Annotated in this window: 9 protein-coding genes; all 9 read left to right on the top strand. The window is 73.3% G+C overall.

Annotation, left to right across the window (positions count from 1 at the left end; translation table 11 throughout):
- Positions 1-18: 18 nt before the first annotated feature.
- A complete protein-coding gene (locus BLV24_RS18820) occupies positions 19-2,208 on the top strand; it encodes a peptidoglycan D,D-transpeptidase FtsI family protein (RefSeq protein WP_218133471.1) in 2,190 nt (729 codons plus the stop codon).
- Positions 2,205-3,767 carry a UDP-N-acetylmuramoyl-L-alanyl-D-glutamate--2,6-diaminopimelate ligase gene (locus BLV24_RS18815; protein ID WP_092684730.1) on the top strand — a complete coding sequence of 521 codons (1,563 nt, stop codon included), beginning with the start codon at positions 2,205-2,207 and terminating at the stop codon, positions 3,765-3,767. The genes BLV24_RS18820 and BLV24_RS18815 overlap by 4 nt, the downstream gene beginning before the upstream one ends.
- A complete protein-coding gene (locus BLV24_RS18810; protein WP_092684727.1) occupies positions 3,764-5,230 on the top strand; it encodes a UDP-N-acetylmuramoyl-tripeptide--D-alanyl-D-alanine ligase in 1,467 nt (488 codons plus the stop codon). The genes BLV24_RS18815 and BLV24_RS18810 overlap by 4 nt, the downstream gene beginning before the upstream one ends.
- A 17-nt stretch (positions 5,231-5,247) precedes the next feature.
- On the top strand, positions 5,248-6,336 hold the full coding sequence (mraY, locus tag BLV24_RS18805; protein WP_092684725.1) for a phospho-N-acetylmuramoyl-pentapeptide-transferase: 1,089 nt from the start codon (positions 5,248-5,250) through the stop codon (positions 6,334-6,336).
- A gap of 58 nt (positions 6,337-6,394) precedes the next feature.
- Positions 6,395-7,885 (top strand): UDP-N-acetylmuramoyl-L-alanine--D-glutamate ligase, encoded by a 1,491-nt coding sequence (murD, locus tag BLV24_RS18800; protein ID WP_092684723.1) that lies wholly within the window; start codon positions 6,395-6,397, stop codon positions 7,883-7,885.
- Entirely contained in the window at positions 7,882-9,045 is a 1,164-nt protein-coding gene (locus tag BLV24_RS18795; RefSeq protein ID WP_092684721.1) for an FtsW/RodA/SpoVE family cell cycle protein, read from the top strand. The genes murD and BLV24_RS18795 overlap by 4 nt, the downstream gene beginning before the upstream one ends.
- Positions 9,046-9,187: 142 nt before the next feature.
- Positions 9,188-10,294: a UDP-N-acetylglucosamine--N-acetylmuramyl-(pentapeptide) pyrophosphoryl-undecaprenol N-acetylglucosamine transferase gene (locus tag BLV24_RS18790; RefSeq protein WP_092684719.1), complete on the top strand. Its 1,107-nt coding sequence runs from the start codon at positions 9,188-9,190 to the stop codon at positions 10,292-10,294.
- A 50-nt stretch (positions 10,295-10,344) separates the two neighbouring features.
- Complete coding sequence (murC, locus tag BLV24_RS18785; protein ID WP_092684717.1) at positions 10,345-11,793, top strand: UDP-N-acetylmuramate--L-alanine ligase; 1,449 nt, start codon at positions 10,345-10,347, stop codon at positions 11,791-11,793.
- 206 nt (positions 11,794-11,999) lie between these two features.
- On the top strand, positions 12,000-12,725 hold the full coding sequence (locus BLV24_RS18780) for a GntR family transcriptional regulator (protein ID WP_092684715.1): 726 nt from the start codon (positions 12,000-12,002) through the stop codon (positions 12,723-12,725).
- The last annotated feature ends 1 nt before the right edge of the window (position 12,726 follow it).

The following is a 12,726-nucleotide window of genomic DNA, read 5'->3' as shown; positions in this document are numbered from 1 at the left end:
AGGGGAGATGCGCGCGCCATGACCCGCTTTCCCGAGGACGGTGCGAACCCCGGCGATCCGGGCGGTCGCGACCCCGACGCACTCGCCGCCGATCCGGCGGCGCCGGCGTTTCTGCCCGGCCCTCCCTGCCTGGTGGAGCGTCCGGCCTCGGCCCGCGATTTCGGTCCGGCGCGCGGGCTCGACCCCGCGGCCGCGGGGCCCGTGGACGAGGATCTCCGCCACGAGATTCACGGCCCCCTGGCCCCCGTTCCGCTCGCCGCCCCGCTCGACGCCCCGGAAGTCGCCGCCGAATACGCCGCCAGTCATGGGCCCGCGGACGGCGGCGCCCCCATCGCGCATGACCCCGACGCCCCGCGCGCCACCGGCGCCGCGGTCCCCTTCGGCCATGTCGAGGAGGACGAGGACGCCGTCCACGGCCACGGCCCCGAGGGCGCCCGGCTCGCCGACCTGATCGCGGCCCGCGAAAGCGGCATCGACCCCAACGAGGCCGCCGCCCGCAAGCGCGCCGACAGCCGCCGCAAGGCCGAGGCCGACGCCCGCGGCCGGTCCCGCTGGCGGCTCAAGCTGCTGAGCTTCGCCTTCATCCTCGCCTACGCCTCGGTCGCCGGGCGCATGGGCCTGATCGCGGCCTCCGAACCCGAGGAGCCCCGCTTCGCCGGCGCCTCCGACACGGTCAGCGCCATGCGCGCCGAGATCACCGACCGCAACGGCGAGCTGCTGGCCGTCAACCTTCCGGTCTGGTCGCTCTTCGCCCATCCGCAGGAGATGGTGGACCCCGACAACGCCGCCGAGAAGCTGGCGACGGTGTTCCCCGACCTGGACGCGGACGAGCTGAAGGCCCGCTTCAAGGACGGCCGCCGGTTCCTGTGGATCAAGAAGTCCATCACCCCGGCCGAGCGCGTGCGGGTCCATGACATCGGCGACCCCGGCCTGCAGTTCGGCCGGCGCGAGATGCGGGTCTATCCCGGCGGCCGGCTGGCCGCGCATGTGCTGGGCGGCGCCAGCTTCGGGCGCGAGGGCGTGAACGCGGCCGAGATCGTGGGCGTCGGCGGCATAGAGGCCAAGCTGGACGCCGAGCTGCGCGACCCCGCCCGCGCCGGCGCGCCGCTGCGCCTGTCGCTGGACCTGCGGGTGCAGCGCGCCATGGCCGACGTGCTGCGCGAGGGGATGGAGCGCTACACCGCCAAGGGCGCCGCGGGCGTGCTGATGGACGCGCGCACCGGCGAGGTGCTGTCGCTGGTCTCGCTTCCCGATTTCGACCCGAACGAGCGGCCGATCCCCTTCGGCGACGTGAAGGCGGCGGATTTCCCGACCTTCAACCGCGCGGCTCAGGGGCTCTACGAACTCGGCTCCACCTTCAAGATCTTCACCGCGGCCCTGATGGTGGAGGAGGGGCTCGCCAACGCCGACACCATGGTCGACACCAAGGGGCCGATGCACTGGCGCCGGTTCAAGATCTCGGACAGCCACGCCATGCCGGCGCGCATGACCATGCGCGACGTGATCGTGGAAAGCTCGAATGTCGGAACCGCGCGGCTGGCGCTGATGGCGGGGGGCGTGCGGCAGAAGGATCTTCTGGGCCGGCTCGGCCTGCTGGAGCCGCTGCCGGTGGAGCTGTCGGAGGCCGGGCGCGCGGCGCCGCTCTATCCGTCGAACTGGTCCGAGATCTCGGTGATCACCATTTCCTACGGCCACGGCCTGTCGGCGTCGCCGCTGCACCTGGCCTCGGCCTACGCGACCATGGTCAACGGCGGCCTGCGGGTGGCGCCGACCTTGTTGGCCGGCGCCCAGCCGCCGGGCGAGGAGGCGCGGGTGATCTCGGAGGAGACCAGCCTCGCGATGCGCGACATGCTGCGCGGCGTGGTCACCGACGGCACCGGGCGCAACGCCGACGTGCCGGGCTACTATCTCGGCGGCAAGACCGGCACGGCCGAAAAGGCGTCGGGCGGGGGCTACGCCGCCAACCGGGTGGTGGCGACCTTCGCGGGCGCCTTCCCGATGCACGATCCGCGCTATGTCATCATCGTCACCTATGACGAGGCCGTGGCCCAAACCAAATGGGGCCCGCGCCGCCCCGCCGGCTGGACCGCCGCGCCCTCGGTCAAGGAGGCGATCACCCGCATCGCCCCGATCCTGGGCATGCGCCCGATGCTGGAGGCCGAGGCCGAGGCGGAGCAGGCCGGCGGCGGCCTGATCGCCAGCCGATGAGCGGGGCCGGGATCACCCTGGCCGGGCTCGGCCTGCCGGCGGCGGATCTCGCCGCGGCCGGGCTCGCGCCCGATGCGCCCGTGGCGGGGCTGACCGCGGACAGCCGGCAGGTGAAGCCGGGATGGGTGTTCTTCGCGCTCAAGGGCGTCATGGACGGGGCCGAGTTCGCGCCCTTCGCCCTGCGTCAGCAGGCGCTGGCGGTGGTGTGCTCCGCGCCGGGCGCCGAGACCGTCCGCCGGCTCTGGGACCGCCCCGCGCCGCCGGCCGAGGCGCTCCCGCTGGTGGTGGTCCCCGAGCCGCGCCTGGCGCTGGCCCGCGCCGCCGCGGCCTTCTTCGACGCGCAGCCGGCCGTCATGGCGGCGGTGACCGGGACCAACGGCAAGACCTCCGTCGCCTCCTTCCTGCGGCAGGTGTGGGAGGGGCTCGGCCGCCGCGCCGCCGCCTTCGGCACCGTGGGCGTGGAGGGCGCGGTGGAGCGCGCGGGCGGCCTGACCACGCCCGACCCGATGGCGCTGCACGCCCTGCTGGCGGAACTGGCCGGGGCCGGCGTCACCCATGCGGCGATGGAGGCGTCGTCCCACGGGCTCGCCCAGTTCCGCGCCGACGGGGTGCGGCTGACCGCAGCGGGGCTGACCAACATCACCCGCGACCACATGGATTATCACCGCGACCACGCCGACTACGTGGCGGCGAAGCTCGCCCTGTTCGGCCGGGTGCTGCCGGAGGGCGGGACCGCCGCGCTCAACGCCGACGATCCGGTCTTCGCGCAGGCCGCGGCGCTCGCCCGGTCCCGCGGCCAGCGGGTGATCGCGGTGGGGCGGGGCGAACACGCCGACCTGCGCCTGACCGGCGCCGCCTATCATGAGACCGGGCAGGACCTGGACTTCACCTGGCGGGGGCGGTCTCGCCGCGCCTCGATCCACGCCGTCGGCGGGTTCCAGGGCGAGAACGCGCTGATGGCCGCCGCCCTCGCCATCGGCTGCGGGGAGGACGCCGACGCCGTTTTCGCCACCCTCCCCTCCCTGCGCGCGGTGAAGGGGCGGATGGAGCATGTGGCGACCCGCGCCAACGGCGCGCGCATCTATGTGGACTATTCCCACACCGCCGCCAGCCTCGAGACCGCCATCGCCGCCCTGCGCCTGCACACGCCCGGCCGGCTGATCGTGGCCTTCGGCGCCGGGGGCGACCGCGACCCCGGCAAGCGCCCCCTGATGGGAGAGGCCGCACGCGCCGCCGACATCGCCATCGTGACCGACGACAACCCGCGCTCGGAGCCGCCCGAAGCGATCCGGGCCGCGATCATCGCCGGTATGGCGGGCGCCGATTCCGCCCCCGACTCCGCCCCCGTGGAGATCGGCGACCGGGGCGAGGCGATCCTCGCCGGGGTTGACATGCTGGGGTCTTCCGACCGCCTTCTGATCGCCGGAAAGGGACACGAGACCGGGCAGACCGTCGCGGGGATCACCCATCCCTTCGACGATGCCGAACAGGCGCGCGCCGCGGTCGCGGCGCTGGACGGCCTGGCGGAGAGCGACGGACAGGAGGGGACAGCCCCATGACCACGCCCCTGTGGACCAGCGAGGCGGCCGAAGCCGCGACGGGCGGGCGCGCGACCCGCGCCTTCGTCGCGACCGGCGTCTCCATCGACAGCCGGGCGGTGGCGAAGGGCGACCTGTTCGTGGCGCTCAAGGACGTGCGCGACGGCCATGATTTCGTCGTCGCCGCGCTGGAGGCCGGCGCCGCCGCGGCGCTCGTCTCCCGCATCCCCGAAGGGGCGCCCGCCGACGCGCCCCTGCTGATCGTCGACGATCCGCTGAAGGGGCTGGAGGCGCTGGCCGCCGCCGCCCGTGCGCGGACCGGGGCGAAGGTGATCGGAGTGACGGGCTCGGTCGGCAAGACCTCGACCAAGGAGATGCTGCGCGCGGCGCTGGGCGCCCAGGGCCGGGTCCACGCGGCGGAAAAGAGCTACAACAACCACTGGGGCGTGCCCCTGACGCTGGCCCGGATGCCGGCGGAGACGGATTACGCGGTGATCGAGATCGGCATGAACCATGCCGGAGAGATCCGCCCCCTGACCCGGCTCGCCCGTCCGCACGCCGCCATCGTCACCACGGTCGCCCCGGTGCATCTGGCGCATTTCCGCGACGAGCGCGAGATCGCCTTCGCCAAGGCCGAGATCTTCGAGGGGCTGGAACCCGGCGGCGCCGCCATCCTCTACCGCGACAACCCGCATTACGAGCGCCTCGCCCGCCGCGCCCGCCGTTTCGGCGCCCGCGTGCTGCGCTTCGGCGAGGCGCCGCGCTGCCAGGCGCGCATGACCGGGCTGGCGCTGGGCGCCGCGGAGACCACGGTCTCGGCCCGGCTGCATGGGCGCGAGGCGCTGGTCAAGGTCGGCGCGCCCGGCCGGCATTTCGCGGTCAACGCGCTGGCCGTGCTGCTGGCGGTCGAGGCCGTGGGCGCCGACCCGGCCCGCGCCGCGGTGGCGCTGGGAACCTGGACGGCGCCCGACGGCCGCGGCTCGCGCTGGCGGATCGAGATGGGGGAGGTCGGGCTGGACGGCGCGGTCCACCTGATCGACGAAAGCTACAACGCCAACCCGACCTCGGTCGGCGCCGCGCTCGACGTGCTGGCCTGCGCCGAGGGCGAGGACGGGGTGGGGCGCATCGGGCGATCGCGCCGCATCGCCATGCTCGGCGACATGCTGGAGATGGGGCCGGAGGCGGAGGCGTTGCATGCCGGCCTCGCCACCCACCCCGCGCTGGACAGGATCGACGTCGTTCATTGCTGCGGGCCGCTGATGAAGGCCATGCACGCCGCCCTGCCGCCCGCGAAACGCGGCGTCCAGGTCGCGGATTCGGCGAAGCTCGCCGACCAGATCGGGCGGCTCGTGGATGCGGGCGACGTGGTCATGGTCAAGGGCTCGCTGGGCGCGCGCATGGCGCGGGTGGTCGACGGGCTGAAGGCGATGGGCCGCCCCGCGCCCGAACGCGCCGCGGGCGATCCCGACGGCGATGCGGATTAGGAAGGACGACCGGTCACATGCTCTACCATCTGCTCACGCCGCTGTCGGAGGGGGGGGACGTCTTCAACCTCTTCCGCTACCTGACCTTTCGGGCGGGCGGCGCTTTCCTGACCGCGCTGATCTTCGGCTTCGTGTTCGGCACGCCGATCATCAACGCCCTGCGCCGGATGCAGAAGAAGGGCCAGCCGATCCGCAAGGACGGGCCGGAGGGGCACCTGCTGACCAAGGCCGGCACGCCGACCATGGGGGGCGTGCTGATCCTGTTCGCGCTGCTGGTCTCCACCCTGCTGTGGAGCCGGCTGGACGTGGGCTATGTGTGGATCGTGATGGGGGTGACGGCGGGGTTCGGGGCCATCGGCTTCGCGGACGACTACCTCAAGGTCTCCAAGTTCGACGTGCGCGGCGTGCCGGGCAGGATCCGGCTGGGGGCGGGCTTCGCCATCGCGCTGGCGGCGTCGGCGGCGACCATGTATCTTCAGCCCGACGACCTGACGGGCCGGCTCGCCTTTCCGATCCTCAAGGATCTGATGTGGGACATGGGCCTGCTGTTCGTGCCCTTCGCGATGATCGTGATCGTGGGCGCGGCCAATGCGGTGAACCTGACCGACGGGCTGGACGGGCTGGCGATCATGCCGGTGATGATCGCGGGCGGCGCGCTCGGCATCATCGCCTATGTGGTCGGGCGCACCGATTTCACCGAATATCTGGGCCTGCACTATGTCGAGGGCGCCGGAGAGATCGTGATCTTCGCCGCCGCCCTGATCGGCGCGGGGCTGGGCTTCCTGTGGTACAACGCGCCGCCCGCCATGGTGTTCATGGGCGACACCGGCAGCCTCGCGCTCGGCGGCGCGCTGGGGGCCATCGCGGTGGTCACCAAGCATGAGATCGTGCTCGCCATCATCGGCGGGCTCTTCGTGGTCGAGGCTTTGTCGGTCATCATCCAGGTGGGCTATTACAAGCTGACCAAGCGGCGGGTGTTCCTGATGGCGCCCATCCACCACCATTTCGAGAAACTGGGCTGGCAGGAGCCGACCATCGTGATCCGCTTCTGGATCATCTCGGTGATCCTGGCGCTGGTCGGCCTCGCCACGCTGAAGGTGCGGTGAGGACCATGACCTCCCGGTTCCGCGTCTCGCTCGTCTCCCGCTCCGAAAGGGCCGCCGCATGATCCCCGTGACCGGATACGAAGGCCGCGTCGTCGGCGTGCTGGGGCTGGGCCGCTCCGGGCTCGCCGCCGCCCGGGCGCTGGAGGCGGGCGGCGCCAGGGTGCTGTGCTGGGACGACGGCGAGGCCGCCCGGACCCGGGCCGAGGCCCAGTTCTTCGAGATCGCCGACCTGTCCCGCGACGGGGCGTGGGAGGCGGGGCTGGCGCTGCTCGTCGTCTCGCCCGGCATCCCCGCGCTCTATCCCGCGCCGCATCCGGCGGTGGAGCAGGCCCGGGCCCGCGGCGTGCCGGTGGACAACGACGTGGGGCTTTTGTTCCGGGCGCTCGCGGCCTCCGATTTCGACGATTTCGACACGCCCCCGCGGGTGGTCTGCGTCACCGGCTCCAACGGCAAGTCGACGACCACGGCGCTGATCGGCCATATCCTGGAGACGGCGCATGTCCCCTGCCAGGTGGGCGGCAATATCGGCAAGGGGGTGCTGGCGCTCGACCCCATCCATGACGGCGACGTGCTGGTGCTGGAGCTGTCGTCCTACCAGATCGAGACCGCGCGCTCCCTCGCCCCGGACGTGGCGGTGTTCCTCAACCTCTCGGACGATCACCTGGACCGGCATGGCGGGCGGGGCGGCTATTTCGCGGCCAAGGCGCGGCTGTTCGAACTCGGCGCGCCGGAGCGCGCGGTGATCGGGCTGGACGAGCCCGAGGGCCGCGCGCTGGCCGACCGGCTGCGGGGCAGGGGGATGGAGGGCGAAAGCCCGGTCGTCGCCATCTCCGCCAGCCGCAAGCTGCCGGACCATGAGCCCGCGGTCACCGCCCGCAAGGGGTTCCTGGCCGAGCGCAGGGGCGGGCGGCAGACGGCCTCCGCCGACCTGCGGGAGATGGAGACGCTGAAGGGCGCGCATAACCACCAGAACGCCTGCGCCGCCTGGGCGGCCTGCCGGGCGCTGGGGCTGGCGCCCAAGGTGATCGAGGCCGGGATGCGGACCTTCCCCGGCCTGGCGCATCGCATGGAGCGGGTGGCCGAGCGCGAGGGCGTGAGCTTCGTCAACGACTCCAAGGCCACCAACGCCGACGCCGCCGAAAAGGCGCTGCTGTCCTACGACCGGATCCGCTGGATCGCCGGCGGCGTGCCCAAGGCGGGCGGGATCGAGAGCCTGCGCCCGCTCTTCGACCGGGTCGCCTGCGCCTATCTGATCGGCGAGGCGGCGGAGGACTTCGCGCAGACCCTGGGCGAGATCCCGCATGAATTCTGCGGGGATCTGGACTCGGCGGTGGAGCGGGCCTGGGCGGCCTCGGGCGCCGGCGAGACCATCCTGCTGTCGCCGGCCTGCGCCAGTTTCGACCAGTATCCGAATTTCGAGGCCCGCGGCGACGCCTTCCGCGCCCGCGCCCGCCGCATCGCCGGCCTGCCGGAGGAGGACGCTCCCGAAGCCGAAGCCGGCGCCGGACCCGCCTCCGAAACCGGTTCCGACCAGGAGACCACCCCATGACCGAGATGGTGTTCGGCGCGGCCCCGGCCCGCCCCTCCGAGCCGATCCTAACCCGCTGGTGGCGCACCGTCGACCGCTGGACGGTGGGCGCGGTGCTGGCGCTGATCGTGATCGGGCTGGTGGTGGGCATGGCGGCCTCGGCGCCGCTGGCCGACAAGCTGAACCTGCCCACCTTCTACTTCGTCGCCCGGCAGGCGGGCTTCGCGGTGGTGGCGCTGGCGGTGATGGTCGGGATCTCCATGCAGGACCCGCGCACCGTGCGGCGACTGGCGGTGATGGGCTTCTGCGCCTCGTTCCTGGTGATCCTGGCGCTGCCGGCGATCGGCACCGATTTCGGCAAGGGCGCGGTGCGCTGGATCTCGCTCGGGGGCATGTCGGTGCAGCCGTCGGAGTTCCTCAAGCCCGCCTTCGTGGGCACGGCCGCCTGGATCATGGCCGGCACGTTCGAGCGTCACGGCCCTCCGGGCAAGCTGCTGTCCTTCCTGCTGGCCGCGACCTGCACCGCGGTGCTGGCGCTGCAGCCCGATTTCGGACAGGCGGCGCTGGTCATGGCGGTCTGGGGCGGGATGTATTTCGTCGCCGGCGCCTCGCTGCCGCTGCTGGCGGGGCTGGCCGGGGCGGCGGTGGCCGTGGGCTCCTTCGCCTATGAGAACTCCGAGCATTTCGCGCGCCGCATCGACGGGTTCCTGGCTGCGGAAGTCGATCCGCGCACCCAGATCGGCTACGCCACCAACGCCATCCAGGAGGGCGGGATCTTCGGGGTGGGCGTCGGCGAGGGTTCGGTCAAGAACACGCTGCCGGATGCGCATACCGACTTCATCATCGCGGTGGCGGCCGAGGAATACGGGCTGGTCGCCTGCCTGATGGTGATCGGGCTGTTCCTGTTCATCACGCTGCGCGCCCTGAGCCGCCTGCAGGACGAGCGCGACGCCTTCCCCCGGCTGGCGGGGACCGGCATGGCGGTGCTGGTGGGGATGCAGGCCTTCGTGAATCTGGGCGTCGCCATCCGGCTGCTGCCGGCCAAGGGCATGACGCTGCCCTTCATCTCCTATGGCGGCTCGTCGCTGATCGCGGCGGGCGTGGGCATGGGGCTGCTGCTGGCGATGACCCGCAAGCGGCCGCAGCGCAGCGCGGTCGACGCGCTGGTCGGACGGGGCTGAGGATGCCCGGTTCGCGCCCCGCCCGCCCGCGCCCCGCCCGCCCGCGCCCCGCCCGCCCGAGCCTCGGCCCGAGGTCGTCCCCACCCGCCCGCCCCGCCGACCTCGGGCCGAGGCGCGGGCGGGCTTGTTCGGGGGTCTCGGGATGAGCGCGCCCCATCTGGTCATCGCCGCCGGGGGCACCGGCGGCCACATGTTCCCCGCCCAGGCGCTGGCGCAGGAGATGCTGCGCCGGGGCTGGCGCGTGACCCTGACCACCGACGACCGCGGCGCCCGCTATGCCGGCGGCTTCCCGCCCGAGGTGGTGGTGAAGCCCGTCCGCTCCGCCACCTTCGCGCGGGGCGGGGCGCTGGCGAAGCTGGGCGCGCCCTTCCTGATCGGGCTCGGGCTGTGGGAGACGCTGCGCTGGTTCCGCCGCGACCGCCCGGCGGCGGTGGCGGGCTTCGGCGGCTATCCCTCCATCCCGGCGCTCGGCGCGGCCTCCGTGGCTCGCGTCCCGGCGCTGATCCATGAGCAGAACGGCGTGCTGGGGCGCGTGAACAAGGCCTTCGGGCCGCGGGTGAAGGCGCTGGCCTGCGGGACCTGGCCGCTGACCAACCCGCCCGAGGGCGCTGCGCCCCTGCATGTCGGCAACCCGATCCGCGACGCGGCGCGCGAGGCGATGGCGACGCCCTACGCCCCCCCTTCCCCCGAGGGCGCGCTGAACCTTCTGGTCTTCGGCGGCAGCCAGGGGGCGAGCGTGTTCTCCCGCCTCGTGCCCGAAGCGGTCGAGGCGCTGCCCGAGCCCCTGCGCGCCCGCCTGCTGCTCACCCAGCAGGCCCGCCCAGAGGAGGTCGACGGCCTCGCCGCCCGCTACGAGGCCGCCGGGGTCCGGGCGGAGGTCGCGCCCTTCTTCCTCGACATGCCCGCCCGCATAGCCGCGGCGCAGCTGGTGGTGGCGCGGGCTGGCGCGTCCTCGGTGGCGGAGCTGACCGCGATCGGGCGGCCCTCGATCCTCGTGCCCTATCCCTCGGCCATGGACGATCACCAGACCGCCAACGCGGCGCCGCTCGCCGCCGCCGGCGGGGCGATCGCGGCGCCCGAGGCCGGGTTGACGGCCACGTCGCTTTCGGGGCACATCGCCGCCGTTCTCGCCGATCCCGACCGCGCCGCGACCATGGCGCAGGCGGCCGCCGGTCTCGGGCGTCCCGACGCCGCCGAGCGGCTGGCCGACCTGACCGAGCGCGTCGCCCGCGGCGAGACCCCCGCCTGACCTCGACCCGGCCCCCGCCCACACCCCCTACGCCGCCCCCGGAGACGCCCATGAACGCCGCCGCAGCCGCCGCCACCCGCCTGCCGCAGGATATCGGCCCGATCCATTTCGTCGGCATGGGCGGCATCGGCATGTCCGGCATCGCCGAGGTGATGCTGAACCTGGGCTATGACGTGCAGGGCTCGGACCAGCGCGACTCGCAGATCCTGGAGCGGCTCCGCGGTCTCGGCGGCCGGGTCTTCATCGGCCAGGCCGCGGAGAATATCGGGCGCGCCAAGGTCGTGGTGATCTCGTCGGCCATCAAGCCGGGCAACGCCGAGCTCGACGCCGCCCGCGCCGCCGGCCTGCCCATCGTGCGCCGGGCCGAGATGCTGGCCGAGCTGATGCGCCTGAAATCCAACGTCGCGGTGGCCGGCACCCATGGCAAGACCACCACCACCTCGATGGTCGCGGCGCTGCTGGACGCGGGCGGCGTGGACCCGACGGTGATCAACGGCGGCATCATCCACGCCTACGGCTCCAACGCCCGCATGGGCGCCGGCGAATGGATGGTGGTCGAGGCGGACGAGAGCGACGGCACCTTCATCCGCCTGCCGGCGACGCTGGCCATCGTCACCAATATCGACCCCGAGCACCTGGACCATTACGGCGATTTCGACGGGGTGCGCCGGGCCTTCGACCGGTTCGTCTCCAACCTCCCCTTCTACGGCGCCGCCATCTGCTGCATCGACCATCCGGAGGTGCAGAGCCTGGTCGGCCGCGTCGATGACCGTCGGGTCATCACCTACGGCTTCTCGCTTCAGGCCGACGTGGTGGCGGTGAACCTGCGCCATGAGGGGGCGGTGTCGAAATTCGACGTCATCGCCCGCCTGCGCGACGGGCTGATGCGGGGCGAGCGGCGGATCGAGGGTCTGTCCCTGCCGATGCCCGGCGACCACAACGTGCAGAACGCGCTCGCCGCCATCGCGGTGGCGCTGGAGCTGGGGCTGTCTGACGACTCCATCCGCGCCGCGCTGGCCCGTTTCGGCGGCGTGAACCGGCGCTTCACGCGGGTCGGCGAATGGAACGGCGCCCCGATCATCGACGATTACGGCCATCACCCGGTGGAGATCGCGGCCGTGCTGCGCGCCGCCCGGCAGGCGGTGGGGGCGCAGGGCAGGGTGATCGCGGTGCACCAGCCGCATCGCTATTCGCGGCTCGCCTCGCTGTTCGAAGACTTCTGCAAATGCTTCAACGAGGCCGACATGGTCGCGATCTCCGAGGTCTACGCCGCCGGCGAGGCGCCGGTGGAGGGCGCGGACCGCGACGCGCTGGTCGCCGGTCTCACCCGGCACGGCCATCGCGACGCGGTGGCGCTGGCCTCGCCCGAGGCGCTGCCCGATTACGTCGCCGCCCGCGCGCGGCCCGGCGATATCGTGGTCTGCCTCGGCGCCGGGTCGATCACGCAATGGGCCCAGGCGCTGCCCGAGGCGCTGGCCGGGCGCGAGGCCGCCGAATAGCCACGGCGCCGCCTGCGGACATCGGTGACGGCCGGGCCTCGCGCCCGGCCGTTTCGCGTTCCGCGGGCGTGGTTCGTGGGTCAGGAACGCCTATGGGCGAATTTTCCTGCATGCAGTTTGTCGATTTCCACATATCTTGTTGCGCCGCGGCGAAGCCTGCCCTTAGCCTTTTCGGAGCCGACTCCACGTAACGGACGCTCCGCCCCATGCCGCTCGCCGACCCCGCCGCCCCCGAGACCCCCGACCCCGAGGCCCTCACGCCCGGAACGCCCCCGACCGGAGAAAGCCTCGCCGATCTGGCCTATCGGCGGGTCGAGGATCTGGTGGTGACCATGGAGCTCGCCCCCGGCGCCCGGGTGTCGGAGCACGGGATCGCCGAGCGCATCGGCGTCGGCCGCACCCCGGTGCGCGAGGCGCTGCAACGGCTGGCGGGGGACGGCATCCTCGTCACCCGGCCGCGGCGCGGGATGCGGGTGCGCGAAATCGACCTCGCCACCCAGCTCCGGGTGCTGGAGGCCCGCCGGGCGCTGGAGGGGACGCTGGTCCGCCGCGCCGCCCTGCGCCGCAGCCCCGAACAGGCCGCCCGCCTGCGCGAGACCGCCGCCGCCTTCCGCCGGATGCGCGACGCCCCCGACCCGGTCCCCGCCCTGCGCCATGACCGCCGTTTCGTGGACCTGCTGCTGGACAGCGCGGACAACCCGTTCCTGGCCTCGATCATCCCGCTCTACGCGCTCTCGCGCCGGTTCTGGCTGGCGCATTACGCGCGCCAGGTCCGGTTCGAGCCGGGCGCCATCACCGATTTCCACATCCGCATCGGCGAGGCCGTGGCGGCGGGCGAGGAGGCCGAGGCCGGCCGGCTCGCCGACGCCTTCCTCGACCATGTCGAGGCCTTCGCCCGCTTCGTGGGTCTCGACCTCGCCGCCTCTTCCTGAC

Source organism: Albimonas donghaensis, assembly GCF_900106695.1.
Classification (GTDB): domain Bacteria; phylum Pseudomonadota; class Alphaproteobacteria; order Rhodobacterales; family Rhodobacteraceae; genus Albimonas; species Albimonas donghaensis.
Note: the sequence above shows the minus strand (reverse complement) of the source record. Positions and strands in the feature narration are given on the sequence as shown.

What these genes read in the sequence shown, in the direction of transcription:
- BLV24_RS18820 (WP_218133471.1), top strand. Translation starts at nt 19, where the DNA reads ATGACCCGCTTTCCCGAGGACGGTGCGAACCCCGGCGATCCGGGCGGT.
- BLV24_RS18815 (WP_092684730.1), top strand. Translation starts at nt 2,205, where the DNA reads ATGAGCGGGGCCGGGATCACCCTGGCCGGGCTCGGCCTGCCGGCGGCG.
- BLV24_RS18810 (WP_092684727.1), top strand. Translation starts at nt 3,764, where the DNA reads ATGACCACGCCCCTGTGGACCAGCGAGGCGGCCGAAGCCGCGACGGGC.
- mraY (WP_092684725.1), top strand. Translation starts at nt 5,248, where the DNA reads ATGCTCTACCATCTGCTCACGCCGCTGTCGGAGGGGGGGGACGTCTTC.
- murD (WP_092684723.1), top strand. Translation starts at nt 6,395, where the DNA reads ATGATCCCCGTGACCGGATACGAAGGCCGCGTCGTCGGCGTGCTGGGG.
- BLV24_RS18795 (WP_092684721.1), top strand. Translation starts at nt 7,882, where the DNA reads ATGACCGAGATGGTGTTCGGCGCGGCCCCGGCCCGCCCCTCCGAGCCG.
- BLV24_RS18790 (WP_092684719.1), top strand. Translation starts at nt 9,188, where the DNA reads ATGAGCGCGCCCCATCTGGTCATCGCCGCCGGGGGCACCGGCGGCCAC.
- murC (WP_092684717.1), top strand. Translation starts at nt 10,345, where the DNA reads ATGAACGCCGCCGCAGCCGCCGCCACCCGCCTGCCGCAGGATATCGGC.
- BLV24_RS18780 (WP_092684715.1), top strand. Translation starts at nt 12,000, where the DNA reads ATGCCGCTCGCCGACCCCGCCGCCCCCGAGACCCCCGACCCCGAGGCC.